A 25,358-nucleotide genomic window follows, 5' to 3' on the forward strand; every position below is an offset into this window, starting at 1 on the left:
TCCCTCAAACCCGGGCCGTGGAAGGCCTGCGGCCCGCCACGACGAGGACGACGACGACCGCCACGACGAACGGCGTCAGCGCCCGGTAGGACGACACCGCCGAGATCGGCGTGAGCAGGGACTGCAGGACGCCGATCGCGATCCCGCCTGCGAGGGTCGCGGGCAGCGACGCGAGGCCGCCGAGCAGAGCCGCGGCCAACCCGGACACCACGAGGAAGGTCAGGCCGGTGATGTCGAGCCCGACCAGGTTCGACAGCAGCAGGCCGCTGACCCCGAAGATCAACCCGGATCCGGCCCAGGCGAGCATCTCCAGCCTGCCCACGTCGACGCCGAGCATCGCCGTGGTCTGCCGGTCCTCCGCGAGGGAACGCATCGCCGTCCCCGTCCTCGTCCGGCGCAGGAACCACGACACCCCGACGGTCGCGAGCAGGCTGAGGACCAGGCCGATGAGCTGGGTCCCGTTGACGTAGGCCTGTCCCAGCGGCAGGCCCCACTCCGTACTCGGCAAGGTGAGGTCGTAGGTGTCCGCTCCCCAGACGGTCGACATCGTGCCGAGCAGAGCCAGCAGGAGCCCGAGCGTCGCCGTCGACTTCACCACGGGCTCGCGGTCGGCCAGCCGGGGCCCGACCAGGATGCCGTAGGCGAGGGTCACGCCGACGCCGATGGCGACCGCGACCACCGCCGCGACCCCCACCGGGACGCCGGCCCCGTTGACCAGGCTCCATGCGCAGAGGGTGCCGACCGCTCCGACCGCACCCCCGGCGAGGAACAGCACACCGGTGGCTCGGTACAGGACGACGATCCCCACGCCGGACAGCGCGAACACGCTGCCCAGCGACACTCCGAGGACCAGGAAGGGAAGGAATTGAGTCATGGTCAGCCCTAGCCGATCCCGAGCGTCTTCTCGTACGAGCGGATCTCGGCGAAGTTGTTGTTCGGCAGGGCGGGGATCTCCTGGCAGCCTCGGACCTGCTCGAAGCCATCGTTCCGGGGGGCGACGATCCGGGTGGAGTTGTTGGCCGCGTGGAAGTCCTGGGTGCCGAAGTACCACTGCGTGCAGTAGAGGTCGGACGTGTAGTCGGTGAGGCCCTGGAAGGCCGCCGACACGGTGGAGACCGTGTAGTCGCCACCGGCCGGGATCTTCAGCAGCGCCTGGGTCGCGATCCGCGCGGCGGTGAAGCCGAGCTGACCGAAGTTGCCGACCGCTGTGTTCGCCCCGTACTTCGCCTGGACGCTGCGGTAGAGCTGGTCGTCCGGCCCGCCGGAGCCGACGGTGTTCATCTCGGCGTCGATCCCCACCTTGCCGTCCCAGGCACCGCCGAGCTGCTTGGCGAACGACGCGTCGTTGCAACCGGCGGGGCAGCCCCACTTGACCCGGTCGATCAGACCCTGCTGCTGAGCCGCCCTGAAGACCTTGATGGCCTCACCGGGGTTGAAGTTGACGACGACTCCGCCGCCTTCTCCTGCCGCCTGGACGGCGCGCAGCGCGAGCGCGTTGGCGTCGTTCACGGGGACGTTCTCCAGCCAGGCCTCGACCGGCACACCCGCCTGCCGGCCCAGCAGCGTGATCGACTCGTTGATCGCGTCCGACCCGGGGGTGTTGCTCGTGAAGATGACGAGCTTCCTCGCCCCGGAGTCGAGCAGGTACTTCGCCGTCGACAGCGCGCTGAAGCTCGGCCCGTCGTTGACGGGGGCCATCGCGGGGGTGTCGAAGCACTCGAGGCTGCTCCCCAGGTTGATGACCCGCAGACCGCGGTCCGCATACGTCTTGGCGTTGACGGTGCAGTCCAGCACGCTCATCGAGCCGACGAGCCCCACGACCTTCTCGCTGTCGAGCAGGTTCGTGGCCTGCGACGCCGTGAGCTGCGGGTCGAGGGCATCCTCCTTGGCTACGTACTCGATCGGACGGCCGTGGATGCCGCCGTTGTCGTTGACGCAGTCGAAGTAGGCCTTCACCATGCCCGTGGCGTCGGTGAAGCTGAGCCCGGGGGTGTTCGTGACGACGGCCCCGAGCTTGATGGGCTCTCCGGTCGCCTGCTGCCCGGTCCCCTCCCCGCAGGAAGACGCCGGTCCGGTGTTCGCGGCCCCCGATCCAGAGGCGGACGGGGCGTTCGTCGAGCCGGCGCCGCAGGCGGCGAGCGCCAACGCGACCGTGGCGACGGCGGCGATCACCGGCCATCGCCGGGCGCGTATGGGAATGTTCACGGCGTCTCCTCATCGAGACAGGGGTTCGGACGGAACGCGGAAGAAGGAACCCGCGGCAGAGCAGGTGCGCACAGTCCGTGCGCAGCGCGCGGGTCAGCCGGCCCGGTAGGCCGCCGGCCAGACCCCTTGCTTGCCGGGCGCCAGGACTCCGGTGGGGTCCAGTGCGTCCTTGAGCCGTTCGTTGAAGCGGAGCTGGGCGTGATCGTGGGCGTCGAACTGCTCCGCCCCGACATCCATGAAGTCCAGGTGCGCGCGGTAGAGGGCGAACCCCTCTGCTGCGGCTGCGCGGACCAGCCGCGGGTAGAGCTCCCAGACGCGGGAGACCGTGGCCTCGTCCTCGGGGTGGAAGTACAGCTGCATGACGTTGATCGCGTACCTGCGGCCGAGGATCAACGCGTTGTCGAAGTCCAAGCCGGAGCCGTCCATCAGCCCGTCGAGCAGGTCGTGCAGGCGGGTGATCTCGTTGCCGCGCAGGGGGGCCACCACGGAGAAGTCGAGATGCCCACCCGCCGGACCGCTGTACCAGTCCAGGGCCTTCATCAGATCCAGGCTGGGGATGCCTGCCTGCACCTGGTCGTTCTGGTCGCGAGCGAGGTCGTGCACCTCGTGCCCCGCGAACGACGTGCCGTCGATCCGTGCGCCGTCGATGGCGGCGACCGCTGCCCGGACCGCGTCGAGTCGCGCGGCGACGATCGGTTCGGTCCCGTACAGCGCGAACCGCATTGTCCAGCGACCGACGTCCAGCCGGTCGGCCAACGCCGCGACGGCGGCCTCGGGGATCGGTCCCGGGCCCGAGTGCACCTCGCTACGAGAGGGTGCCCCCGGTACGAGCCCGGCGATGAACGCCGGATGCCCGATGGCGGGCGGGTTCTGCACGACTCCGGACAGGAGCAGCGGACGCACGGCGTCCACGAGCGCAGGCAGGTCCTCGCGGCGCGGCACCCGAATGCTCCCGGAGAAATAGTGTTCCGGCTCGGGCATCATCCACACGCTGGCCTTCGTCACGATCCCCAGGTTCGACTGCCCGAACAGGCCGTCGAACGTGGGACCGAAGCCGCGCGGGTGCAGGTTCCAGGTCCCGTTGCCCTCCATCGCACCCATCCCGGTCCGGACGACCTCGCCGTCCGGAAGCACGACCTCGAGGCCGCACAGCCGCGCGGCGTGGTCACCGTGGACCGTGTACCCGACGCCGTGCTCGAGCGCGTTCCCGACGACGCTGCCCCACCCGAGGTCCGGGGCGGACGACCAGAGCCGGTGCCCGCCCGCCCGCAGGTGGTCGTACAGGTCGAAGAAGCGGACGCCGGGCTCGACGCGGGCCACCGCGTGCTCCTCGTCGACCTCGAGCACCCGGTTCATCCGACGCAGGCTCACGAGGACCGACCCCGGCACTCGCGGCGCCGAGCCGCCGTACGCGTTGTTGCGCCCTTGGGAGACCACCCACAGCGGGAATCCGTGACGGCCCGCGAGCCGGAGGACTCCTTGGACGTCTGCGACCGTCTCGGGGAGCACCGTCGCCGAGATCCGACGATCGTGCCACCCGGCGAACGTGAACGGGTCGCCGTACTCGCGACCCGAGGTCTCCTCGTCCAGCACCGCATCCGCACCGAGCAGGGCAACCAGATCGGCGCGGGCCGCGGCGGACAGGCCCGCGATAGCACGCCCTTGGGTCGTCGTCATCGCACAGCCCTTTCGGTCGACGTTGGCCGAGTGAGAGAAGTACTTAGATCTCTAAGTTGTTGCGGGACCCTACGCGGCACCCGGAACGTCGTCAAGGGTCGGCTGCCGCCGGAGCGGGTCACCCGGAGAAGGCAGTCGTTCCGTCCGCACAGCTGTGTCTCAGACGCCGGATCCGCACGTCAGGATGCTTCCGCCGGACACCGCCCGCAGGCCTCGGGCCCCCGGACGGAAGGTCCCGGACAGGACGTGTCAGAGCTCGCGGTGGAGGAGGCTCCGCAGGGTCCTCACGAGCCGGCTACGCTCGTCCGCGGGAAGCGCCGCGAGCCATCGGCTCTCCCGCTCGTTGATCCCGTGCAGGAGCTGCGTCACCGTCGTCTCGCCGATGTGTGTGAGCCCGACGATGACCCCGCGTCCGTCGTCGGTGGACGGCGTGCGGGTGACCAGCTTGCGGCGTTCGAGGGTGTTGACCACGCTGGAGATCGTCGCCTGGGACACGTTGGAGTGCCGGGCGATCTCCTTGGGCGGCACCGGCCCCACGATCCGGATGCAGAACATCACCCGGAACGCGGCGTAGGTCAGGCCGGCGGGACGCATGATGTGGGCCTCGACGTCCTGCTGGAACCGATTGGCCACCCGGACGAGGCCGAACCCGAACGCCATGGCCTCCAGGTCTGCGCTCGGGACGACCTGGCGGACCGCGTCACGGGCCAGCTCGTCGTACTCCTGCGGTGACACGCCCCGGCTGCGCGAGCCCGAAGCAGCCATGCGCGTCATCACCCGTCCCCGATCCAGCAAGTCCGAAGGCGACTGTAGTCGATGCCCGCCGTCGACTCGCGGACCGGCAGCTGGGGCTCCTCGGCGGCGCCCCGCAGGTCACCGTCGCCGTCACACGCACCTTCCGGTGACGTGGCCGCCTCGGACACGCTGATGAGCGCCATGCATCACGGCGGCGCCAACCGGCATTGGACCACCCCGAGCCCGTCGCCGACAGTGCTCGGCCATGCGCACACACCGTGACGGAGGTTCGCCGATGACCATCTCCCCACCACCCGGAACCGCCGAGTCGGCCCGTGACGCCTCGTCGTTGCCGACCGTCGTCCGCCTCGACGGCCCCGACGGGCCCTGGACCACCCCACCCGCCGGCCTCACCGCCGACGGGCTCAACGCCGCCATCCGGGACGCTGCACGCGGCGTCTCGCTCGCCGTCGACCGGCCCGACGGCGCCCCGCTGGCACTCGCGTGGGGCTCGCAGGTCGACGTCCGCCCCATCACCTCCACCACCGCGGCGTTGCTGGAGAACGACGACGGCGAGATCACCGATTCAGCCCTGGCCGCCTACGTCGCCAAGTACGCCACCAAGGGCACCCCGGCAAGTCCGAAGCCACCGACCGGCCCATCCGCGACATCGCCCATGTCCGTCACCTCGACATCACAGCGCACCACCGGCGGCTGATCGAAACCACGTGGGAGCTCGGTGGGCGCGAGGAGTACGAGGGGCTGAACCTGCGCCGATGGGCACACATGCTCGGGTTCCGCGGCCACTTCCTCACCAAGTCCCGCGCCTACTCCACGACCTTCGGCGCGATCCGCGGGGATCGACGCACCTACCGGCTCGGGGAGACCTTGGCCGCCCTCGACACCCGCACGGAGCCGGGCTCGGTGCTGGTGGTCAACGACTGGCAGGTCATGCACATCGGGCACCGCGACAACGCCGAGCGGGAGATCGCCCTCGGCATCGCCGAACGGCGACGGGTACAACGCCGCACCCGCAGCACTCCTCGCACCGAGCACGGGAGGACGTCATGACCGGCAAGGAACTGCACCGCGTCACCGACGCGATGGCCGTTCTCTCCCTGAGCCGCAGCGTGATCTACGAGCAGCTCCGCAGTGGCCGCCTCCGGTCTGTCCGCGTCGGGCGCACCCGGCTCATCCCCGCGTCCGCCATCGCCGAGCACATCGCCCTCCTGGAGCGCGAAGCCGCCGACACCGACGACTACCGGGCCGCGTCATGACCAACCGCAGGAGCCGCGGAGAGGGCGGACTGCACTGAGACGAGTCCCGCCAACGCTGGATCGCCACCGCCACACTCGGGTTCGACGGCCGGGGCAAACGGATCACCCGCAAGGCCAGCAGGACCACCAAGACCGCGGCCAAGGCCAAGCTGCGCGAGATCCTGCGCGACCACGAGGACGGCACCACGGTCGCTCCCGGGAGCTACACGGTCCGCGAAGCAGTGCACGACTGGTTGGCCTTCGGGCTGTCGGGCCGCGCACCGTCGACGGTGTCGAACTACCGGACGATCGCCGAGACCCACATCGTCAGCCAGCTCGGAGCAAGACGACTGCGCGACCTGACCGCCGACGACGTCGACCGGTGGATGCGGGCAGAGGCACCCACGGTCAGCACCCGGACAGTGCGGCTCATGCACTCGCTGCTCAACCGCGCGGTAACCCACGCAATGGCCCGGGACAAAGTGAAGCGCAACGTCGTCTCGATCTGCACTCCCCCGGCCGGTCGCACGGGCCGCCCCTCCAAGTCCCTCACCCTGGAACAGGCGACCGCGCTCCTCCAGGCCGCCGACGCCAGTCCGTTGCGGGCGTACATCGTCCTCTCGCTCCTCACCGGGGCCCGGACCGAGGAACTGCGTGCACTGCGCTGGGGAGACGTGGACCTCGACGGGGCTCCGAACGCGACTCCCCCGCTCCCGCCATCGATCTCCGTCGTCAGGTCGGTGCGGATCGGTGGGGACACCAAGACGCGGAGGTCCCGCCGCCGCCTCGGGATGCCGCAGCGCTGCGTCACCGTGCTCCGTGACCACGCGAACCGACCCGGAGCTGACAGCGCGCCCGACTCGCTGGTCTTCGCCACCCGAACCGGATCAGAGATGGACGCGCACAACGTCCGCCGATCGTTTCGCAAGGTCGCAGCCGCCGCCGGCCTGAACGCGGCCGAGTGGACACCCCGGGAGATGCGGCACAGCTTCGTCTCGCTGCTCTCGGACTCCGGGATGCCACTGGAGCACATCTCACGGCTGGTCGGGCACAGCGGGACGGCCATCACCGAGGCCGTGTACCGGCAGCAGCTCCGGCCCGTCCTGGAGCAGGGCGCAACCGCGATGGACGACATCTTCCCGGTCGTCGATCGCTAGCTCATCGGCTCACGCAGTCGCAATCGCGGGAAGTGAGTCGACAAGGGCATCGAGCAACGCGGGGTCCGACCGGTTCCGTCGGGGCTCGATGCCCATCGGCACGCCCGAACCCGGCAGCTCCCACCACACACGCCCCGGCTCCAGTCCATCCACGGCCCGGTACCACTCCCGCAACGGCTCACGTAGCCGCGCGTGCAGCTCGAAGCTACGCCGCGACCTCGTCCGGTCACCGACCTTCCGCGACCGCAACGTCGCCAGATCGGGAACAGACACCAGCACGAGATCGGCGAACCCCAGCCGACCGGTCTCCAACGCCCGGCGCACCGCGCGCAACTCGTGCTCCCACCGGTCGATCGGGCCTGCTCCGATCCGCGCCAAACACCAGCTGTAATGCAGCTTCAGCGGGTCACTGTCACACACCGCGACACCACCGTCCGCGTCGATCGACCTGGCCGCCGCCCATCGATCCGCGTTCACCCCGACCCAGTAGGCCGCTTGGGCTTCCCGATCCACACCGTCGGGCTCGCGCCCCGTCGGGGTGTACTCCGGGACCACCCGGCCCTTCCCGAACCGCGCACACCACGTCGACTTCCCCGCCGCACTGGGTCCCTCAACAGCGACGATCATGGCGGACCGACCTCCCGCGCATAGTCACTCAGTTAGTCACTCGGCGGTTCGCGGGACCGCCCGAGGACTCGGGCCCACCAGCCGCGGGGACTATCCGGGGACCACGACAAAGCCACGAATCCGCTGGTCACACGAGTAAAGGCCGGTACCCGATGCTCTCGGATACCGGCCTCCGGCCTGTCGGGACGACAGGATTTGAACCTGCGACCCCTTGACCCCCAGTCAAGTGCGCTACCAAGCTGCGCCACGTCCCGGCCACCCCTCGCGGGGCACGTGGAACTTTACCGCATCCACGGCAGGCCCCCACCAGGGGTGTCGTCCGTGGCGTCGACGCTGCGCACGAGGGCGACCGCCTCCAGCTGCGAGCCGACGTCGAGCTTCGCGAGCACGGCCCTGACCTGCGTGCGGACCGTCGGGAGCGACACGACGAAGTGCTCGGCGATGGCGTGCGCCCGCATGCCAGCGGCGAGCAGTTCGAGGACCTCCCGCTCGCGGCGGGTCAGGGTTGCGATGCGTCCGCGGACGGCCCGCTGGCGGCGGTCCCACTCGACGTAGCGCTGCACGAGTTCGTCGCGGTGGGTGGCGTGCAGCAGCGAACGGCCGGCGCGGGCCTCGCGGATCGCGACGACCAGCGCCGGCATCGAGGCCGTCTTCGACACCCAGGTGAAGCCGCCGTGGTGCAGGGCGGCGCCGATCCGGATGGGGTTGGAGCTCCCCGAGAGCACGAGGACCCGCCAGCCCTGGGCACGCAGCCCCGGGACGAGCGGGACGGTGTCGATCCGGCGGCCGTCGGCGTCGCGACCGAGGTCCAGGTCGAGGACCAGCAACCCGGGCTCGACCCCCGCGACGGCGCGGTGCACGTCGACGTGGGAGTGCGCGGGCCGGAACGACGCCGGTTCACCCTCTGCGCGCAGCGCCAGCGCCAGCGACGACCCGACGAGCTCGTGGTCGTCGATGATCAGCACGCTGTCGAGCGGCGGGGCCGCCGCCGACCGAGGGTGTGACACCCGCCCGCCCCCCACTCGGGCGGGTGTCACGTCAGGGCTCCCAGCGTGAGCAGGCCACGCCCCAGGAGCGCGGTCCGGCGGTCGAGCGCCGCGACCTCGTTCTCGTACTCCATCGGCCGGGAGCGGAGCTCCCACAGCTCGAGCGCCTGCCGCCAGGCGACGTCGCGGGCCAGCACCACCGGCACGTCGGCGACGCAGCCCAGCAGCTGCTCGGTCAGCGAGATCTCACCGGGGGCCGTCTGGTCGAAATCGTCGAGCAGGCGGACCATGTGCAGGGAGAACACGTCGTTCACGGCCCGGTAGTCGGCTCGCTCGGCGGGACCGGGGGCGCTGCGCCCGAGGACGGTGCAGGTCCGCACGACCGCGGGTGCCAGGTCGAAGTTGACGTGTGCGTTCACCCCGACGACCGCGTACTCCACCGGGGAGATCCGCTCGTGCCGACGGCGCTCCAGCAGCACCCCCCAGGACCGCGGCGGGGTCCCGCCGGTCGCCTCGGCGTGCAGCGCCCGGAAGTAGCGGCGGGCGAACTCCACGTCGAGCCGGACCAGGAAGTCCCGGTCGGCGAACAGGTCGTCGTCGAGCTGGTCGCGGATCCCGCGGGTGATGCGCAGGTACAGCCGGTTGAACGAGGCGACGCCGTCGCCGGGGCCGTACTCGCTCTCGAGGATCTCCTGGAGGCGTTCCTGGTGCGCGATGACGCCGTCGATCGTCTCGGGTGGGGTGGCGAGCAGTTCCGCGACGCGCGCCCGGCCCGCCGCGGCGGCGCCCTCGTCGGAGGGCGTGTCGATGGTGGCCGTCATCGGTTCCTCCGCGTCGCTCGGTCCGGTGATCACCTTGGTCGAGCGGGCGTGGCGACGGTATAGGGCGAATGACCTAGATGTCGGCGCGGTGCTCACGCAGGACGGCCGCCGCGCTGGTGCGGTTGGTGACGTCGAGCTTGGCGAATACCGAGGCGAGGTGGGCACCGACCGTCTTCGGGGTGATGAACAGCCGGGCCGCGATCTGCTTGTTGGTGGCGCCGTCGGCGAGGACCTCCAGCACCTCACGTTCCCGGTCGGTGAGCCGGGCCAGCGGGCCGTCCACGGCGACCGGGGCATGACCGACCGCGCCGACCGCGGCGAGTGCGGGCACCTCGATCCGGGCCCGGTGGGCGACCTCGGCGATCTCGGTCAGCAGCGGACCGGCCCGCAGTCCCGCGGCGAGATCGGCGGCACGGCGCAGGTCCGCGGCGCCGTCCTCGGTGCGTCGGCCCGACAGCAGCGCCTCGGCGCTGCGCAGCCGGGCGTAGGAACCCGGGTAGGGCTGGCCGAGGCCGTCGAGCAGGTCGGCGACACCCCGCCAGGTGTCCGGGTCGGCACCCGGGGTGGTCCGGGCGTCCTCGGCGGAGCACATGGCCTCGTAGCTCGCGATCACCCCGCGCAGCGCCGGGGCCGAACGCTCCCCGCGCTCGACGAGGTCCCGGCGGTGGCGGCGCAGCCGCCGCAGCCCACTGGCGTCGGGGGGTCGTCCGGCGAGGACGGCCTGGGCGTGCGCGCGGGCGCCGTGCCAGAGCAGCGGCGCCACCGCGAAGACGTCGTCGATGCCGGACTCGACGACGTCGAGCCCCTTCCCGACGTGGGCGAACGCCAGCTCCGGGTTGCCCCGCCACATCTCCAGCCCGGCGCGCAGGATCAGCAGCGGCAGCCGCTGCTTGGGCAGCCCCGTCGACCCGGCGACGAGCTCGGCCGCGGTCAGGTCGACGTCGGAGCCGTCGAGGTCGCCACGACCCATCCGGAGCCGGGCGCGAGCCAGGCGCAGCTCCAACATCTGCGCACCGGACGGGGCGGCCGCCCACGCCGTCGCCACCTCCTGCTCGGCCTCGTCCCAGGCTCCGGCGCGGAACAGCCCGTTCGCCGCCACCACCCGCAGCGACACCGACGCGGTCCGCCCCAGCCCCAGCCCGGCCATCCGCTCGGCGCCCGCCCGGGCCGCGGCGACGCCGCCGTCGAGGGCGTTGAGCGGGCCGGTCAGCAGCTCCGCGCGCCGGGCCAGGCACTCCCCCAGCGTCTCCGGGTCGCCGCCGGCCTCGGCGACGGCAACCGCCTCGGTCAGCGCGTCGAGCCCGGCGGTGCCGTCGCGGGAGTGCGCGGCACCGAACCCGAGCGTCGCCAGCACCGATGCCAGTGCCCGCGGCTCCCCCACCCGGCGCGCCGCGACCAGCGCCTCCTCGGCGACGGTGCGGGCACCGGCGTAGTCGGCCCGGTCGAGGAGCGCGGCCGCGTACCCGGCGAGGACCTCGGCGCGGGCGGCGACGGCGGTGTCGTCCGGGTCGTCGTCGGCGGGCAGGGTGGCGACGGCGCGCCGGTGGGCCCCCTCGGCCTCGGTCAGCTGACCCGCCGCACCGAGGTAGCGGCCGAGCCGGGACCGCAGCACCGCCTGCTCGGTGCCGCTGGGCGCGTCGGGTTCGCCGAGCCGTTCGGCCAGCAGCGCCACGGCCGAGCCGTGGTCGCCCGCCAGGGCCGCGGCGGCCGCCGCCCGTTCCAGGTAGCGGCTGCGGTCGCGGACGGCGGCGGGGACCGGCAACGTGGCCGCGCGCAGCCAGTGCCGGTGCGCCTCGGCGTAGCCGCGCAGCCGTTCCGCCTCCTGCGCGGCGTCGAGGGTCGCCTCCAGCGCCTCGTCCGGGCGCCCGGCGAGCTGCCAGTGGTGCGCGAGACGGGCCGCCGACCCGGGGACGCGGTGGCCGCCGTGCAGCGCGGTGGCGTAGCGGCCGTGCAGCTCGACCCGCTCGGCGGGGAGCAGGTCCGCGGAGACGACCTCGGTCATCAGACCGTGCCGCAGCGTGTAGCCGTCGGCACCGGCGACGACGACGAACCCGGCGTCGGCAGCCTCCCGCACGGCGGCGGCCAGCTCCGCCCCGTCGACGTCGACGACGGCGGCCAGCAACGCGTGCTCGACCTCCCCGACCCCGGCCGCGACGGCCCGCACGACCGCCGTCGCCGCCGCCGACAGCCCGGCGGCGCCGGCCCGCACCAGCTCGCGGACGGACTGCGGCACGCCGTGCGGGTCCCCGTCGAGCACGGCGCGGACGGTCTCGCGGGCCAGGAACACGTTCCCACCGGAGTGCCGCCACACCAGGTCCTCGACGTCGTGCCGCTCGGGTGCCCACCGCGCGACCAGCTCGGCCAGCTCGTGCCGGGGCAGCGGCTCCACCCGGGCGAAGCGCACCCCACGGTGCCGGCGCAGCTCCCCGGTGAGCCCGAGGAGGTCGACCGGGACACCGCCCGCCGGGTCGTCGCGATAGGTGCCGACCAACAGCACCGGCGACGACGACAGCGCCGCCAGCAGGTAGGCGAACAGGTCGCGGGTGGAGCGGTCGGCGCGGTGCAGGTCGTCGACGACGAGCACCACCGGTGCCCGGCGGGCCGCCCGCTCGACGACGGCGGCCAGCTCCCCCAGCATCTCGACCCGCCCGGCCGGTCCGTCGGCGCGGTCCAGCCGGGACAGCGCGGCGGCGCACTCCCGGCCCAGCGCGCCGCGGCTGCGGGACTGCTCGCGCAGGGCGGACACGACCGGCCAGAACGGCGGGGCGTCGGCGATGTCCAGCGCGCGGCCGGACAGCACGACCGCGCCACCGCTCGTCGCGGTCCGGCCGAACTCCGACACCAGCCGGGTCTTGCCGACCCCGGCGTCGCCGCCGAGGAGCACGGCCGAGGCGCCGCCGGCGACGGCGTCGCGCAGCGCCTCGGCGAGCAGGTCCAGCTCCGCGACCCGGCCGTGGAAGACCTCGGCCGGTGTCTCCCTCACGTCCGGCCACGATAGTGACCGTGTCGTCACCGTTCCAGGGGGCCCGTGGTGACGGTGCGCCGAGCGAGCAGGATCGAGGGCTCGCAGGCAGCACCCGCCCGCCGGAGCCGTGCGACGGCCGTCACTCCGGCACCGTCACCTCTGCACCGTCAACTCGACACCGTCACATCGGGGCGGCGCCGGTGGGGGCGGGCGTGGCGTCACGAGCCGGACACCTCGATCACGACCTTGCCGACGGCCCTGCCGGACCGCAGGTGCGCGACGACGTCCGGGGCGTCGTCGAGGGCCACGACGCGGTCGACGGTGGCACGCACCCGCCCGTCGCCGACGAGGCCGAGGACCGGTGTCAGCGCGGTGGCGACGGCGGCACGCTCGGCGGCGCCACGGACGCTGAAGGTGGTGCCGATCAGGCGCAGCCTGCGGAAGGACAGGGTGTTCAGGTCCAGCGTCGCCGACGGCCCGGCGAGCCGGCCGATCTGCACGATCGTCCCGCCGATCCGCACGGCGGACAGGGCGGCCGCCAGGTGGTCGCCGCCGACGAGGTCCAGCACGACGTCGACGGGCCCGTCGAGATCACCCAGCGCATCGATCCCGACGAGCGGGATCGCCCCCGCGTCGACGAGCGCGGATCGCTTGGCGGGCGAGGTCGTCGTCGCGAGGACCGGCGAGGCCCCCAGCGCCGCGGCCAGCCGGATCGCGACCTGCCCGACCCCGGTGCTGCCCCCGAGCACCAGGACGGCGCCGCCCTCGGCGCCGAATCCGGCCTGGGTGACCAGCGCGTCGTGCGCGGTCTCCAGCGCGACCGGCAGCGCGGCGGCCTCGGTCCAGCTCAGCCCGGACGGGACGGGCAGGGCGCGGCGGGCGTCGACGACGACGTACTCGGCGAACGCGGCCGGGGCGGACGCGAACACCCGGTCCCCCGGCCCGCGGCCCGGGGCGCCGGTGACGCCCGGACCGGCGGCGACGACCTCACCCGCGAGCTCCATGCCTGCGGTGAAGGAGCCGTCGTCGTCGGCGTGCGGGGCGGGGTAGCCACCGCCCAGCGCGAGCAGGTCGGCCCGGTTCACCCCGGCCGCCCGGACCCGCACGAGCAGCTCCCCCGGACCGGGGACCGGGGTGTCGATCCGGCCGAGCTCCCAGGTCCGCGCGCCGGGACGGCCGCGCAGGGCCCGCATCACTTCTTCCGGGCGCGCTTCTCGCGGACCCGGACCGAGACGCGGATCGGCGTGCCACCGAACCCGAACTCCTCGCGCAGCCGCCGCTCGATGAAGCGCCGGTAGCCCGCCTCGAGGAACCCGCTGGTGAACAGCACGAACGTCGGCGGGCGGGTCTGCGCCTGCGTCGCGAACATGATCTTCGGCTGCTTGCCGCCGCGGACCGGCGGCGGGGTCGCGGCGACGAGGTCGTTGAGCCACTGGTTGAGCCGCCCGGTCGGCACCCGGGTGTCCCAGGACGCCAGCGCGCGGTTCAGCGCGGGCGCGATCCGCTGGGTCGACCGGCCGGTCAGCGCGGACACGTTGACCCGCTCCGCCCAGCGCACGCTGATCAGGTCGCGCTCCAGCTCGCGGGTCAGCTGGTGGCGGCGCTCCTCGTCGACCTTGTCCCACTTGTTGAACAGGATGACCAGGGCGCGCCCGGACTCCACCACCATCGTCAGGACCCGCTGGTCCTGCTCGGCGATCGGCTCGGAGGCGTCGATCAGCACCAGGGCGACCTCGGCCGACTCGATCGCCGAGCTCGTCCGCAGCGAGGCGTAGTACTCCATGCCCGAGGCCATCTTGACCCGCTTGCGCAGGCCGGCGGTGTCGACGAAGCGGAACACCTGGCCGTCGAGCTCGACCAGGGAGTCGACCGGGTCGACGGTGGTGCCCGCGACGTCGTGGACGACCGACCGCTCCTCGCCCGCCAGCTTGTTCAGCAGGCTGGACTTGCCGACGTTCGGCTTGCCGACCAGCGCCACCCGGCGCGGACCGCCCCCGGACGCGCCGAAGTCGTCGCGCGGGGTCTCGGGGAGGATCTCCAGGATGGCGTCGAGGAGGTCACCGGAGCCGCGGCCGTGCAGGCCCGACACCGGGTGCGGCTCGCCGAGCCCGAGCCGCCACAGGTCGGCGGTGTCGGAGGTGAGCCGGTCGTCGTCGACCTTGGTGGCGCACAGCATCACCGGGACGTCGGCGCGCCGCAGGACCCGCGCCACGGCCTGGTCGGTCGCGGTCGCACCGACCGTGGCGTCGACGACGAGCAGTACCGCGTCGGCGATGCGCATCGCGGTCTCGGCCTGGCGGGCGACGAAGCCCTGCAGGCCGTCCGCGTCGGGCTCCCAGCCCCCGGTGTCCATCAGCTTGAACCGGCGGCCGTTCCACAGCGCGTCGTAGACGACGCGGTCACGGGTCACCCCCGGCACGTCCTGCACGACCGCCTCGCGACGACCGAGCATCCGGTTGACCAGGGTGGACTTGCCGACGTTCGGACGGCCGACGACGGCCAGGGTCGGGGTCGCCAGGACCTCGTCGGGGTCGATCCCGGCGGTGACCACACCGTCGGCGTCGACCGCGACGAACTCGGCCGGGTCCAGCCCGAGCCGGTCCATCTCGGCCCGGTCGGCCGCGTCACCGATCCCGACGCCGGCGTCGTACGCCGCGCCGAGGCTCGTTCCGCGTTCGCTGTTCTCGCTCACTGCTCTCTCACGTCCCCGGCCGCGTCGGGCCGTGTCACTTGCCTGTGTTCGTTGTCCAGTTCGCGGACCAGTGTCCGCAGGGCCTCCGTGACCTGGGCGGTCGCGGCGGCCAGGCCGTCCCGTCCCGGCGCCGTCGGCGCCGGCAGCGGGTCACCGACCAGCACGTCCACCCGGGGGCGGAAGCGGCGGGGCGCACCCGCCGGGCGGTGCGTGCCGCGCACCGCCACCGGGAGCAGCGGCGCCGATGCCGAACGGGCCAGCCAGGCCGCGCCCTGCCGGGCCCTGCCGATCTCGCCGCCGAGCTCGCCGGTGCCGCGGGTCCCCTCCGGGAAGACGGCCACCATGCCGCCGTCGCGCAGGACCTCCAGCAGGGTCGTCAGCGGCCTCCGGTCGACGACGTCACGCCGCACCGGCACCTGCCCCAGCCACCGCAGCAACGTCCCCACGATCCCGGAGAACATCTCCGCCTTCACCAGGAACACCACGCGGCGCCCGAACATGCCGAACAGCAGCGGTCCGTCGACGAACGCGGTGTGGTTCGCGACGAGCACCACCGGGCCGGTCGCCGGGATCCGCTCCCGGTGCCGGATCCGCACCCGGAAGAACGGCACCCACACCCACGTGCCGATCCAGCGGCCGAGGTCGTGCAGCCACCCGAGAGCGTGCTCCGGCAGCGCACGCGCCCGGCTCACCCGTCCAGCCCCCGCGCGGCGACGAGCTCGCGCAGCTTCGCCAGCACCGCGTCCGCCGACAGGTGGTCGGTGTCGAGCACCAGCGCGTCCGCCGCCGCGTAGAGCGGGGACACCCGCCGCGACGAGTCGAGCCGGTCCCGGCGTTCGACGTCGGCGAGGGTGACGTGCAGGTCGGCCTTGCGGCCCGCCTTCTCGTCCTGCCGCCCGCGCCGCGCCGCGCGGACCTCCGGCGACGCCGTCAGGTAGACCTTGAGCGGCGCGTCCGGCACCACCACGGTACCGATGTCGCGGCCCTCGACGACCATCCCGCCCCCGCTCTCGACGGCCGCCCGGATCAGGGCGTGCTGACGGGCGACCATCTCGGCGCGGACCTGCGGCACCGCCGAGACGGCCGAGACGAACCCGGTCACCTCCGGGCCGCGGATCGGGACGGAGACGTCCTCGCCGTCCAGGGTGATCGTCGGCGCGTCCGGGTCGGTGCCCGACTCCAGGCGGGCCCCGACGGCAGCGCGGGCGATCTCGTCCTCCGCCGCGCCCTCCCGCAGCCCGGCGCGCAGCGCGGCCAGGGTCGCGGCGCGGTACATCGCCCCGGTGTCCAGATAGGCCGCAGAGCAGGCCTGCGCCAGCCGCCGGGAGACGGTCGACTTGCCCGTCCCGGACGGACCGTCCATCGCGACGACGCCCCGCAAGGCCACCTTGTTCCCCCACCGTGTTCGAGTGTGCTGCGTCCGGCATTGTCGCCGGTCGGCCCCCGCCACGACGGGGCGGGGTGTCCTACTGCGGTAGATCGGTGCGCAGCGCCCGGGCCCCGTGCAGGTAGACGTGACGCATCGCCGAGCGCGGCTTCGGGGTGTCGACGTGGGCGAGCAGCCGCAGCACCCGCGGCAGCGCGCCGGGCACCGACATCTCGGTGGCGCACATCAGCGGCACGTCGGTGAGCCCGAGCAGCCGTGCCGCGTACGCCGGGAACTCGGCAGTGAGGTCCGGCGTGGCGGTGAACCAGATCGAGATGATGTCGTCGGAGACCAGCTCGTTGCGCTCCAGCACCGCGGTGACCAGCTCGGCGGAGCGGTCGAGGATCTGCTGCCGGTCGTCGGCGTCGACCTGGGTCGCGCCCCGCAGGGCCCGCACGGCCATCAGAGACCGACCGCCTTGTACAGGGAACCCACCTCGACACGGTCGAGGGGACGGAGCTTGCCGGGCCGCTGGTTGCCCAGCGCGACCGTCCCGACGTGGGTCCGCACCAGCCGGAGCACCGGGTGACCGACCTCGGCGAGCATCCGCCGCACGATGTGCTTGCGGCCCTCGTGCAGGACCAGCTGCACCGTGGCGCGGCCGGGGACGGCGTCGACGAGCTTGAACGCGTCGACGCGGGCGATGCCGTCCTCCAGCTCGATGCCGTCGCGCAGCCGTCGCCCGAGGTCCCGGGCGATCTTGCCCTCGATCTCGGCGAGGTAGGTCTTGGGCACCTCGTAGGACGGGTGCATCAGCCGGTGGCCGAGCTCGCCGTCGTTGGTGAGCAGCAGCAGTCCCTCGGTCTCGGCGTCGAGCCGGCCGACGTGGAACAGCCGCTGCGCGGTGTTCATGATCTCGACGCGGTCGGCGAGCAGGTCACCGATGCACGGCCGGCCCAGGTCGTCGGACATCGTGGAGTGCAGCCCGTACGGCTTGTTCAGCGCCAGGTAGACCTGGTCGTCACGCAGGGTGACCCGGGCGCCGTCGACGTGGACGACCGCGGTCTCCGGGTCGATCCGGCGGCCCTGCTCGCGGACGGTCTCGCCGTCGACCTGCACGCGTCCCTGCGCGATGAGGGCCTCCGCCGCGCGCCGGGAGGCGACGCCCGCGCGGGCCAGCACCTTCTGGAGCCGGACGCCGTCGGGGTCGTGTGTGTTGCTCATGATGACTTGTTGCCTCGTCCAGAGATGTCAGGGCCGGAATCGGTGGGGCCGGGTGGTCGTCGGCAGGGCGCCGGACCGGCCGGGTACCGACGGTACCCGGCGTGCTCGGCCGCGGCGCCGACAGGCGGCGCGCGCCGGGTCCGGTGTCGACGTTCCCGGACCGGGGTCAGCTGTCCAGGTCGTCGATCGCGTCGATGTCGGGGAGCAGCGGTGCCAGCGGGGGCAGCTCGGCCACCGAGGATATCCCGAGCCGTTCGAGGAACAGCTCGGTGGTCCGGAACAGCGTCCCCCCGGTGTGCTCCTCGGTGCCCGCCTCCTCCACCAGCCCCCGGGTGAGAAGGGTGCGGAGCACGCCGTCGCAGTTGACGCCCCGGACCGCGGAGACCCGGGCACGCGTGACCGGCTGGCGGTACGCGACGACGGCGAGGGTCTCCAGCGCGGCCCGGGTCAGCCGGGCGCGCTGGCCGTCCATCAGCATCTTCTCGACGTAGGGGGCGTAGCGGTCGCGGGTGTAGAACCGCCACCCCTCCCCCGCCCGTCGCAGGTCGATGCCGCGCCGGTCGGCGGTGTAGGCCAGCGACATCCGGTGCAGCGTCTGCCGGATCCGCGACGGCGTCTGGTGCAGCGCCGTGGCCAGCGGCGCCTCGTCGACGGGGGCGTCGACGACGAGCAGCAGCGCCTCCAGGGCGTGCTCGAGCTCGGTGTCGTCGGCGAGCTCGTGGAACTCGGGGTCCTGATCGTTCTCGGGTTCCGGCTCGTCCTGGGTTCCGGGTTCCTCCGCTCGGGAGTCCTCGGTTCCGTGGGCCTTCAGGCCGTCCGTCCCCTCCGGCCCTGCTGCGTTCTCCGGCCCTGCTGCGTCGTCCGGCCGGGCGTCGTTCCCCGGTCCGGCCACGTTGCTCGGCCCGGCGGCGAGCGTTACGAATGCGTCGTCGCGAGCACCGTTCCGCGACGCTCGATGGTCTGCCGACGTGTCGGGGGTGGCGGTGGAGGGCTCGGGCTTCTCCGAGGTGTGTGGTTCGGTGCCGGCTGGGTCGGCCGCCCCATGCCCGGCATCGGCCGACGGATCCACGTCGTCAGCGGTCCCCGCGGTGCGGGCGAACTCGGCATCGGCGGTCGCGCCGTCGTCGGCCGCGGCGGGCGGGCCCTCGGCCTCCGGGGCGGCTCGCCCCTCCGCGCCCGGAGCCACCTGCGGCGACGCACTGGCGTGCGGGCTGCGCGGCACCGTGCGACCGATCAGGCGCAGCAGCTCGGACGGGTCCTCCGGGTCGTCGGAGCCCGGCCGGTCGTCCGGCTCAGTCACCGGTGGTTCCGGTCCTCTCGTCGTCGGGTTCGGGGTGGAGCACGTCCGCCGGGTCCTGGTCGGAGCCGTGACCGGCGAGGTCGGTGTCCTCCGGATCGGTGTCCTCCGGATCGAGGTCCTCCCGATCCGGGTCCTCGGGACCGGGAGCCTCGGGGTCCGCGGCGGCATCGGAGCCGGACGCGACCGGGTCGGCCGGGTCCGCGTCCGGCTCGGCGCGGTTCTTCTTCCTGCGGCGCCGGTCGCGGGCCCGCACCGCCTCCTCGGCGGCGGCGGCCTCGTCCTCCAGCGCGGCGGCGTAGGCGACCGGGTCGTCGTCGCGGTCCGCGGTCCAGGTGACCGTCAGGTCGGCGAACGCCTCCGGCTGCTCCAGGGCGACCGAGCGCTCCCGGTACAGCTCCAGCAGCGCCATGAACCGGGCGATGACCTCCAGCGTCGCGACGCAGTCGGCGGTCAGGTCGGCGAAGGTGGCCGTGCCGACGAGCGCGAGGCGTTCCCGCAGGATCGCCGCGTGCTCGGGCACCGACACGTGCACCGCGTGCAGGTGGTCGACGCCGACCTCGTCCGGCGGGCGGGGCCGGAACACCGCGGCGGCGAGCTCGGCGAAGGCCTGCGCGTCGACGCCGAGCAGCACCTCGGGCAGCAGGTCGGCGTAGCGGTCCTCGATCGCGACCGAGCGCGGGAAGCGGCGCATCGCGCCGTTCTCCAGCTCGACGAACAGCGCCGCGGCCTCCTTGTAGGCGCGGTACTGCAGCAGCCGGGCGAACAGCAGGTCACGGGCCTCGAGCAGGGCGAGGTCGTCCTCGTCGTCGACCTCGGCGCCGGGCACGAGCCGCGCGGCCTTGAGGTCGAGCAGGGTCGCCGCGACGACCAGGAACTCGGTGATCTCGTCGAGGTCGGCGTCGTCGCCGAGATCGGTGAGATGGGCGATGAAGTCGTCGGTGACCTTGTGCAGGGCCATCTCGGTGAGGTCGAGCTCGTGCTTGCCGATCAGCTGCAGCAGCAGGTCGAACGGGCCCTCGAAGTTGTACAGCCGGACGGTGAAGCGCCGGGTCCGCGGCGCCGCCACGTCCCCGTCGTCGAGCCCCTCGGGGGCGCCGTCGGCGAGCAGCGTCACCGGGCGATGACCTCGCGCGCGAGCATCCGGTAGGCCTCCGCGGCGTACGACGTGGGCGCCCACGTCGTGATCGGCTCCCCGGCGACCGTGGTCTCCGGGAACTTGATCGTCCGGTTGATGACGGCGTCGAACACCTTCTCCCCGAACGCCTCCACCACGCGGTCGTGGACCTCGCGGGTGTGCAGCGTGCGGGTGTCGAACATCGTCGGGAGCACGCCGAGCAGGCGCAGGTCCGGGTTGAGCCGCTCGGTCACCTTGTCGATGGTGTCCATCAGCAGCGCGACGCCGCGCAGCGAGAAGAACTCGCAGGCCAGCGGGATGAGGACCTCGTCGGCGCAGGCGAGCGCGTTGATCGTGAGCAGGCCCAGCGACGGCTGGCAGTCGATGAGGACGATGTCGTAGTCGGGCAGGAACCGCTTGAGGGCGCGGCCGAGTGCCTGCTCCCGGCCGACCTCGGTGACGAGCTGGACCTCGGCCGCCGCCAGGTCGATGTTCGACGGCAGCAGGTCGAGGTTCGCCACACCGGTGTCCTGGAGCACCTCGTCGGCCTCGACGCCGCGCTCCATCAACAGGTTGTAGACGGTGGACTCGAGCTGGTGGGGCTGCACGCCGAGCCCCACCGACAGCGCGCCCTGCGGGTCGAAGTCGACGAGCAGGACCCTGCGGCCGTACTCGGCGAGCACGGCCCCGAGGTTGATGGTCGACGTCGTCTTCCCGACGCCGCCCTTCTGGTTCGCCACCGCGATCACGCGGGCCGGCCCGTGCACCGACAGCGGTGCGGGCTCGGGAGCGCGCGCGCTGGTGGTCTGGGTGCCTCGCCCGTGATCCGGCGCCGGCTCGTCGCTCGGGTCGTCGAACCTGCCCTGGGCCTCCGGCCGCGTCGGGTTCATGCGGTCTCCGGTCTCGTCGCGGGTACCGTGCCGGGTCTCGGGTCCCGGTCAGGGCCTGAGACCGCACTGCAGGAGATTCCCCCACGTGCGGCGACGTCCCTGTCGGGCCACGTCGCGGTATGGATTTCCGGTCACCCTACCCGCGGGCGGGCGCCGTCCGGCCGACGGTGCGCCCCGGCGTGTCGCGCCTCAGCCCGCGGGCAGGACCGACACGCCTCCCGCGCTGCTCTTCGCGGTGATCCGGTGGTCGGCACCGGGCTGGTCGGGGACACCGACCTCGGTCGACCCGGCGGAGGTCTCGGCGGTCACCTCGTAGGCCGGGCCGACCGGGACCCGGACCTCGACGCCGCCGGCGCTGGACTCCGCGGTCACGTCCGCGGCCGCCGCGGCGAAGGTCAGCTCGACCGAGCCGGCGCTGGACTTCGCCCGCACGTCGCCCGGTCCGACGCCGGTGGCGTCGACCCCGCCCGCCGACGAGGTCAGGTCCAGCGCCCCGGTCAGCCCCCGGACCTCGATGCCGCCCGCGCGCAGGTCGACCAGCGCCGACGACGCGGCGGGCGCGGTCACCACGAGCCTCGCCTGGCAGCGGTCGCCGACCTGGTCCGGGCAGCGGGCGGTGATCCGCAGGACGCCGCCCTCGACCTTCTGCTCGACCTGCGGGCGGGCGTCGCCGGTCCACCGCAGGTCCTGCTCGACCGCAGGCCTCTCCCCCGCGACGAGGCGCACGTCCCCGGCGTCGGAGTCGACCTCGAGGCGGGTGACCGGCCCGTCGACGGGCTCGTTCACCGTCTGCTGCTGCTCCGGCCCGGCGGCGACACCACCGCACCCGGCCAGGAGGAGTCCCGCCACGACCGCCGTCACCCACGTTCCGTACCGCATGGGCCCGGAACGTAGTCGTTCGTCCTCCCCTGCGGCCCGCCGCCCCGGGGTCCGTGGTCACCCCCGGGCGCGGGGGTGCGCGGTGGCGTAGACCTCGCGCAGCGTGTCGACGGTGACGTGGGTGTAGATCTGCGTCGTGGCGACGCTCGCGTGCCCGAGCAGCTCCTGCACGACCCGGACGTCGGCGCCGCCGGAGAGCAGGTGGGTGGCGAAGCAGTGCCGCAGCGTGTGCGGGGAGACGGTGGCGACGACGTCGCCGGGCAGCCCGGACGCCTCGGCGGCGGCCCGCAGGACGTGCCAGGCGCTCTGGCGCGACAGCCGGTTGCCGCGGGCGTTGAGCAGCAGCGCCGGGCTGCCCGTGCCCCGTGCCGCGAGGGCGGGGCGGGCGCGGACCCGGTAGGCGTCGACCGCGGCGAGCGCGGGACGACCGACCGGCACGATCCGCTGCTTGTTCCCCTTGCCGTGCAGCAGGATCGTCCGCGCGTCCGGGTCGAGGTCGTCGAGGTCGGCGCCGACGACCTCGGAGATCCGGGCACCGGTGGAGTACAGCAGCTCCAGCAGGGCGCGGTCGCGCAGTCCGACCGGGCCGTCGGAGACGCAGCCGGCGAGCAGCTGGTCGACCTGGTCGACCGACAGCGCCGACGGCAGCCGCGAGCCCAGGGCGGGCGGCGTCACCCCGGCCGCGACGTCGGTCGGGGTCAGCCCCTCGTGCAGCGCGAACCGGTGCAGCCCGCGGACCGCGGCCAGCGCCCGCGCCGCCGACGACGCGGCCAGCGGACGCTCCCCCGTGCGCAGGGCCGCGACGAACGCGGCGACGTCGGCCTCGGCCACCTGGGTCAGCTCCGTGCGTCCCAGGTGGTCGAGGTGGTCGAGGTAGCGCCCCAGGTCGAGCCGGTAGGAGCGCAGGGTGTTCTGCGCCCGTCCCCGTTCGACGGCCAGGTGGTCGAGGTAGTCCTCGGCCACCCGTCGCGCGGTCGGCACCGGTCAGTCCCGCAGGGCCGGGACGACCTCGCGCTCGAACAGCTCGATGCCCGACCGGTCGTAGGCGGCCTCGGGGAAGTAGAAGATGCCGTAGCTCATGCCGACGGCCGCCAGTGCGGAGAGCTTCTCCACGATCTGCTCCGGGGTCCCGACGCCCGGCATCCCGCGGAACGCACCCAGCGCGCCCTGGGCCTTCTCCGCGCCGACGATCGGCTCCAGCCGGGCGACGAGCCGGGCGAGCCGCTCCTCCACCTCGTCCTCGGTGTGCCCGATCGCGACGTTGTAGTTGGCCGAGCGGACGATGGCGTCGTAGTCGGTGCCGAGGTCGCGGCAGTGGTCGGCGAGCAGCGCCGACTTGTGCCGGAAGCCGTCGAAGGTGCCGTCGAAGTTGGTGTACTGCGCGTACTGCGCGGCGATCCGCAGGGTGACCTTCTCCCCGCCGCCGGCGATCCAGAGCGGGATGCCGCCCTCCTGGAGCGGGCGGGGCGCGACGATGGCGTCGTCGACGGTGTAGTGCGTGCCGTTCAGGGTGGCCCGGCCGTCGCGCCAGGCCTGGGTGAAGATCTGCACGCCCTCCTCGAGCATGCCGAGCCGTTCACCGGGCCGGGGGAAGCCGTAGCCGTAGGCGCGCCACTCGTGCTCGTACCAGCCGGCGCCGATGCCCATCTCGACGCGGCCCTTCGAGATGACATCGGTGGTGGCGGCGACCTTCGCCAGGTAGGCGGGGTTGCGGTAGGCCATGCAGGTGCACATCTGGCCGAGCCGCACCCGCTCGGTCGTCGCGGCGAAGGCGGCCATCAGGCTCCACGCCTCGTGGCAGGCTTCGTCGGTGGGCGCGGGGACGGTGTGGAAGTGGTCGTAGACCCAGACCGACTCCCAGACGTCGCCGCGGTCGGCGTGCTCGGCGAGGCCGCGCATCACGTCCCACTGCGCGGTGGGGTCGATGCCGACGAGGTCGAGGCGCCAGCCCTGGGGCACGAAGAGTCCGAAACGCATGCACCGACCCTAGGACGCCCGCCGCTCGGCGGCCGGGAAGGGCGATCTGCACAGTCGGCCGCCCCGGACCGGGCACATCGCCCCGTGACCCGGCCCTGACCTGCACCTACCGTTCTCCCGACCAGCCGAGAGGAGACCGAGATGAGCGGTGGGGTCGGTACGGACGACTACGCCCTGAGCAGGGTTCCGGAGCACGCCCGGTACTCGTGGTGGAGCGTGGCGGTACAGCGGTTCGGGCAGGTGTCGGCCCTGAGCCAGTTCCTGCTCGGCTCGACACTCGGGTTCGGGATGGGGTTCTGGGACGCCTTCCTCGCCTTCACCCTCGGCGCGGTGATCCTGGAGCTGGTCTCGATCGGCGTCGGGATCATCGGCTGCAAGGAGGGCCTGAACACCTCGCTGCTGGCCCGCTGGACCGGCTTCGGTCACGGCGGCAGCGCACTGATCGGTGTCGCGATCGGGGTGAGCCTCGTCGGCTGGTTCGGCGTCCAGTCCGGGGTCTCGGCCGAGGGCCTGGTCTCGCTGGTCGGCGTGCTGCCGGTCTGGGCGTGGTCGCTGGTGTTCGGCCTGGTCGTCACCATGATCGTGCTGTGGGGCTTCGGCTCGATGCAGTGGGTCGCCTACGTGACGGTGCCGGCCTTCCTGGTGCTGGTCGGCTGGTCGATCGGCAGCGCCCTGCTCGGCCACGACGTCGGCGCGCTCATGGTGAGCCCGCCGCCGGGGCCGTCGATCTCGCTGGTCGAGGGCACGACGCTGGTCGCGGGCGGCTTCATCGTCGGGGCGATCATCACCCCGGACATGACCCGGTTCAACCGGACCTCCGCCGACGTGGTCAAGCAGACCGTCGTCGGGTTCACCCTCGGCGAGTACGTGATCGGCATGTCCGGTGTGCTGCTCGCACACGCCATCCGGTCCGACGACATCATCACCATCGTCACGTCGTCGGTCGGCTGGGTCGGCACGCTGATCATCATCCTCGGCACCCTCAAGATCAACGACTGGAACCTCTACTCGGCCGGGCTGGGCGTGGTGAACTTCGCCGGCAGCGTCCTGGGACGCACCGTCAGCCGCCCGATGGTCACCCTCGCGCTCGGCGTCGTCGGCTCGCTGCTGGCCGCGGGCGGCATCCTCGACCTGTTCACCGGGTTCCTGTCGGTGCTGGGCGTGGTGTTCCCGCCGATCGCCGGGATCATGGTCGCCGAGTACTTCGTGGTGAAGCGCTGGCGCGGTGACCTGGAGGCCGCGCGGACCACCGGTGCGCTGCCCGCCACCTCACCGACCTGGGTGCCGGCGACGCTGGTCATCTGGGCCGCCTCGGCCCTGCTCGGCGGTCTCGTCGACGCCGGGCTGCCCAGCGTGAACTCGATCGTGGCGGCCTTCGTGCTCTACGTCGTCGCCGGGCGGCTCGGGCTGCTCCGCGGGATCGGCGTCAGCCGCACCGAACGGCCGGACGTGGTCCCGGCCCCCGCCGTCACGTCCTGACCCGCACT

The 25,358-nt window shown here is 73.2% G+C and carries 24 protein-coding genes, 1 tRNA gene and 1 pseudogene; 5 read left to right on the plus strand and 21 right to left on the minus strand.

The window, feature by feature from the left end; translation table 11 throughout:
• Positions 1–4: 4 nt before the first annotated feature.
• The 4 genes from Ae331Ps2_RS25905 to Ae331Ps2_RS25920 all read right to left on the minus strand — a co-directional run bounded on the left by Ae331Ps2_RS25905 (position 5) and on the right by Ae331Ps2_RS25920 (position 4,647).
• Positions 5–874: a branched-chain amino acid ABC transporter permease gene (locus Ae331Ps2_RS25905; RefSeq protein WP_075305908.1), complete on the minus strand. Its 870-nt coding sequence runs from the start codon at positions 872–874 to the stop codon at positions 5–7.
• 8 nt (positions 875–882) lie between these two features.
• Positions 883–2,205: an ABC transporter substrate-binding protein gene (locus Ae331Ps2_RS25910; RefSeq protein ID WP_083696004.1), complete on the minus strand. Its 1,323-nt coding sequence runs from the start codon at positions 2,203–2,205 to the stop codon at positions 883–885.
• Positions 2,206–2,298: 93 nt separating this feature from the next.
• Positions 2,299–3,882 carry an FAD-binding oxidoreductase gene (locus Ae331Ps2_RS25915; RefSeq protein ID WP_075305904.1) on the minus strand — a complete coding sequence of 528 codons (1,584 nt, stop codon included), beginning with the start codon at positions 3,880–3,882 and terminating at the stop codon, positions 2,299–2,301.
• A gap of 249 nt (positions 3,883–4,131) precedes the next feature.
• Positions 4,132–4,647 (minus strand): MarR family winged helix-turn-helix transcriptional regulator, encoded by a 516-nt coding sequence (locus tag Ae331Ps2_RS25920; RefSeq protein ID WP_139319234.1) that lies wholly within the window; start codon positions 4,645–4,647, stop codon positions 4,132–4,134.
• Between the two features lie 265 nt (positions 4,648–4,912).
• On the opposite strand from Ae331Ps2_RS25920, the gene Ae331Ps2_RS33625 reads away from it, so the two are divergent.
• The 4 genes from Ae331Ps2_RS33625 to xerC all read left to right on the plus strand — a co-directional run bounded on the left by Ae331Ps2_RS33625 (position 4,913) and on the right by xerC (position 7,030).
• The gene (locus Ae331Ps2_RS33625) at positions 4,913–5,335 is read left to right on the plus strand and encodes a replication initiator (RefSeq protein WP_233147516.1); all 423 of its coding nucleotides are present in this window, start codon (positions 4,913–4,915) and stop codon (positions 5,333–5,335) included.
• Positions 5,311–5,688, plus strand: a complete 378-nt coding sequence (locus tag Ae331Ps2_RS33630) for a replication initiator (protein ID WP_371336427.1) — start codon at positions 5,311–5,313, stop codon at positions 5,686–5,688. The genes Ae331Ps2_RS33625 and Ae331Ps2_RS33630 overlap by 25 nt, the downstream gene beginning before the upstream one ends.
• A complete protein-coding gene (locus Ae331Ps2_RS25930; RefSeq protein ID WP_075305902.1) occupies positions 5,685–5,894 on the plus strand; it encodes a helix-turn-helix domain-containing protein in 210 nt (69 codons plus the stop codon). Before Ae331Ps2_RS33630 ends, Ae331Ps2_RS25930 begins: the two co-directional genes overlap by 4 nt.
• 410 nt (positions 5,895–6,304) lie before the next feature.
• Entirely contained in the window at positions 6,305–7,030 is a 726-nt protein-coding gene (gene xerC / locus Ae331Ps2_RS32770; RefSeq protein WP_254864915.1) for a tyrosine recombinase XerC, read from the plus strand.
• A gap of 9 nt (positions 7,031–7,039) precedes the next feature.
• On the opposite strand, the gene Ae331Ps2_RS25940 is transcribed toward xerC, so the two are convergent.
• The 17 genes and pseudogenes from Ae331Ps2_RS25940 to Ae331Ps2_RS26020 form a co-directional block, all read right to left on the minus strand.
• The gene (locus Ae331Ps2_RS25940; RefSeq protein ID WP_075305900.1) at positions 7,040–7,657 is read right to left on the minus strand and encodes a hypothetical protein; all 618 of its coding nucleotides are present in this window, start codon (positions 7,655–7,657) and stop codon (positions 7,040–7,042) included.
• 180 nt (positions 7,658–7,837) lie between these two features.
• Positions 7,838–7,911 (minus strand) — tRNA-Pro (locus tag Ae331Ps2_RS25945).
• 27 nt (positions 7,912–7,938) lie between these two features.
• Entirely contained in the window at positions 7,939–8,664 is a 726-nt protein-coding gene (locus tag Ae331Ps2_RS25950) for a response regulator transcription factor (protein WP_075305898.1), read from the minus strand.
• Positions 8,665–8,690: 26 nt separating this feature from the next.
• Complete coding sequence (locus tag Ae331Ps2_RS25955) at positions 8,691–9,464, minus strand: DUF5995 family protein (RefSeq protein ID WP_139318699.1); 774 nt, start codon at positions 9,462–9,464, stop codon at positions 8,691–8,693.
• A gap of 73 nt (positions 9,465–9,537) precedes the next feature.
• A complete protein-coding gene (locus Ae331Ps2_RS25960; protein WP_075305895.1) occupies positions 9,538–12,447 on the minus strand; it encodes a LuxR family transcriptional regulator in 2,910 nt (969 codons plus the stop codon).
• 200 nt (positions 12,448–12,647) lie between these two features.
• Positions 12,648–13,622 (minus strand): zinc-binding dehydrogenase, encoded by a 975-nt coding sequence (locus Ae331Ps2_RS25965; protein WP_075305893.1) that lies wholly within the window; start codon positions 13,620–13,622, stop codon positions 12,648–12,650.
• The gene (der, locus tag Ae331Ps2_RS25970) at positions 13,622–15,034 is read right to left on the minus strand and encodes a ribosome biogenesis GTPase Der (protein ID WP_075311680.1); all 1,413 of its coding nucleotides are present in this window, start codon (positions 15,032–15,034) and stop codon (positions 13,622–13,624) included. Before der ends, Ae331Ps2_RS25965 begins: the two co-directional genes overlap by 1 nt.
• 83 nt (positions 15,035–15,117) lie before the next feature.
• Entirely contained in the window at positions 15,118–15,813 is a 696-nt protein-coding gene (locus Ae331Ps2_RS25975; protein ID WP_075305891.1) for a 1-acyl-sn-glycerol-3-phosphate acyltransferase, read from the minus strand.
• Complete coding sequence (cmk, locus tag Ae331Ps2_RS25980; protein WP_020622139.1) at positions 15,810–16,484, minus strand: (d)CMP kinase; 675 nt, start codon at positions 16,482–16,484, stop codon at positions 15,810–15,812. The genes Ae331Ps2_RS25975 and cmk overlap by 4 nt, the downstream gene beginning before the upstream one ends.
• 103 nt (positions 16,485–16,587) lie before the next feature.
• Entirely contained in the window at positions 16,588–16,950 is a 363-nt protein-coding gene (aroH, locus tag Ae331Ps2_RS25985; protein ID WP_020622138.1) for a chorismate mutase, read from the minus strand.
• The gene (locus Ae331Ps2_RS25990; RefSeq protein ID WP_075305889.1) at positions 16,950–17,711 is read right to left on the minus strand and encodes a pseudouridine synthase; all 762 of its coding nucleotides are present in this window, start codon (positions 17,709–17,711) and stop codon (positions 16,950–16,952) included. The genes aroH and Ae331Ps2_RS25990 overlap by 1 nt, the downstream gene beginning before the upstream one ends.
• 166 nt (positions 17,712–17,877) lie before the next feature.
• The gene (gene scpB, locus Ae331Ps2_RS34400) at positions 17,878–19,011 is read right to left on the minus strand and encodes an SMC-Scp complex subunit ScpB (RefSeq protein ID WP_170918267.1); all 1,134 of its coding nucleotides are present in this window, start codon (positions 19,009–19,011) and stop codon (positions 17,878–17,880) included.
• 265 nt (positions 19,012–19,276) lie between these two features.
• Positions 19,277–20,119 (minus strand): annotated as a pseudogene (locus Ae331Ps2_RS33640) (ScpA family protein); the annotation flags it as partial.
• A 2-nt stretch (positions 20,120–20,121) separates the two neighbouring features.
• Entirely contained in the window at positions 20,122–21,015 is an 894-nt protein-coding gene (locus Ae331Ps2_RS26005) for a ParA family protein (protein ID WP_075305887.1), read from the minus strand.
• Positions 21,016–21,204: 189 nt separating this feature from the next.
• Positions 21,205–21,894, minus strand: a complete 690-nt coding sequence (locus Ae331Ps2_RS26010; RefSeq protein WP_075305885.1) for a DUF4097 family beta strand repeat-containing protein — start codon at positions 21,892–21,894, stop codon at positions 21,205–21,207.
• A gap of 57 nt (positions 21,895–21,951) precedes the next feature.
• Positions 21,952–22,875: a site-specific tyrosine recombinase XerD gene (locus Ae331Ps2_RS26015; RefSeq protein WP_083696015.1), complete on the minus strand. Its 924-nt coding sequence runs from the start codon at positions 22,873–22,875 to the stop codon at positions 21,952–21,954.
• 3 nt (positions 22,876–22,878) lie between these two features.
• Entirely contained in the window at positions 22,879–23,871 is a 993-nt protein-coding gene (locus Ae331Ps2_RS26020; protein ID WP_075305883.1) for an LLM class F420-dependent oxidoreductase, read from the minus strand.
• A gap of 141 nt (positions 23,872–24,012) precedes the next feature.
• Here Ae331Ps2_RS26020 and Ae331Ps2_RS26025 point away from each other — a divergent pair, with 141 nt between their 5' ends.
• Positions 24,013–25,350: a cytosine permease gene (locus tag Ae331Ps2_RS26025; RefSeq protein ID WP_075305881.1), complete on the plus strand. Its 1,338-nt coding sequence runs from the start codon at positions 24,013–24,015 to the stop codon at positions 25,348–25,350.
• Positions 25,351–25,358 lie beyond the last annotated feature (8 nt).

This window comes from Pseudonocardia sp. Ae331_Ps2 (genome assembly GCF_001932405.1).
GTDB lineage: Bacteria > Actinomycetota > Actinomycetes > Mycobacteriales > Pseudonocardiaceae > Pseudonocardia.

Bases quoted from the DNA above. Each gene is read 5' to 3' on its own strand.
- Ae331Ps2_RS25965 (WP_075305893.1), bottom strand. From the start codon at position 13,622: ATGCGGGCCCTGCGCGGCCGTCCCGGCGCGCGGACCTGGGAGCTCGGC.
- Ae331Ps2_RS25990 (WP_075305889.1), bottom strand. From the start codon at position 17,711: ATGAGCAACACACACGACCCCGACGGCGTCCGGCTCCAGAAGGTGCTG.
- Ae331Ps2_RS26010 (WP_075305885.1), bottom strand. From the start codon at position 21,894: ATGCGGTACGGAACGTGGGTGACGGCGGTCGTGGCGGGACTCCTCCTG.
- cmk (WP_020622139.1), bottom strand. From the start codon at position 16,484: ATGGACGGTCCGTCCGGGACGGGCAAGTCGACCGTCTCCCGGCGGCTG.
- aroH (WP_020622138.1), bottom strand. From the start codon at position 16,950: ATGGCCGTGCGGGCCCTGCGGGGCGCGACCCAGGTCGACGCCGACGAC.
- Ae331Ps2_RS25955 (WP_139318699.1), bottom strand. From the start codon at position 9,464: ATGACGGCCACCATCGACACGCCCTCCGACGAGGGCGCCGCCGCGGCG.
- Ae331Ps2_RS26020 (WP_075305883.1), bottom strand. From the start codon at position 23,871: ATGCGTTTCGGACTCTTCGTGCCCCAGGGCTGGCGCCTCGACCTCGTC.
- Ae331Ps2_RS26025 (WP_075305881.1), top strand. From the start codon at position 24,013: ATGAGCGGTGGGGTCGGTACGGACGACTACGCCCTGAGCAGGGTTCCG.
- Ae331Ps2_RS25930 (WP_075305902.1), top strand. From the start codon at position 5,685: ATGACCGGCAAGGAACTGCACCGCGTCACCGACGCGATGGCCGTTCTC.
- Ae331Ps2_RS26005 (WP_075305887.1), bottom strand. From the start codon at position 21,015: ATGAACCCGACGCGGCCGGAGGCCCAGGGCAGGTTCGACGACCCGAGC.
- Ae331Ps2_RS25905 (WP_075305908.1), bottom strand. From the start codon at position 874: ATGACTCAATTCCTTCCCTTCCTGGTCCTCGGAGTGTCGCTGGGCAGC.
- xerC (WP_254864915.1), top strand. From the start codon at position 6,305: ATGCACTCGCTGCTCAACCGCGCGGTAACCCACGCAATGGCCCGGGAC.
- Ae331Ps2_RS25915 (WP_075305904.1), bottom strand. From the start codon at position 3,882: ATGACGACGACCCAAGGGCGTGCTATCGCGGGCCTGTCCGCCGCGGCC.
- Ae331Ps2_RS25920 (WP_139319234.1), bottom strand. From the start codon at position 4,647: ATGGCTGCTTCGGGCTCGCGCAGCCGGGGCGTGTCACCGCAGGAGTAC.
- Ae331Ps2_RS25940 (WP_075305900.1), bottom strand. From the start codon at position 7,657: ATGATCGTCGCTGTTGAGGGACCCAGTGCGGCGGGGAAGTCGACGTGG.
- Ae331Ps2_RS33625 (WP_233147516.1), top strand. From the start codon at position 4,913: ATGACCATCTCCCCACCACCCGGAACCGCCGAGTCGGCCCGTGACGCC.
- der (WP_075311680.1), bottom strand. From the start codon at position 15,034: ATGGACCGGCTCGGGCTGGACCCGGCCGAGTTCGTCGCGGTCGACGCC.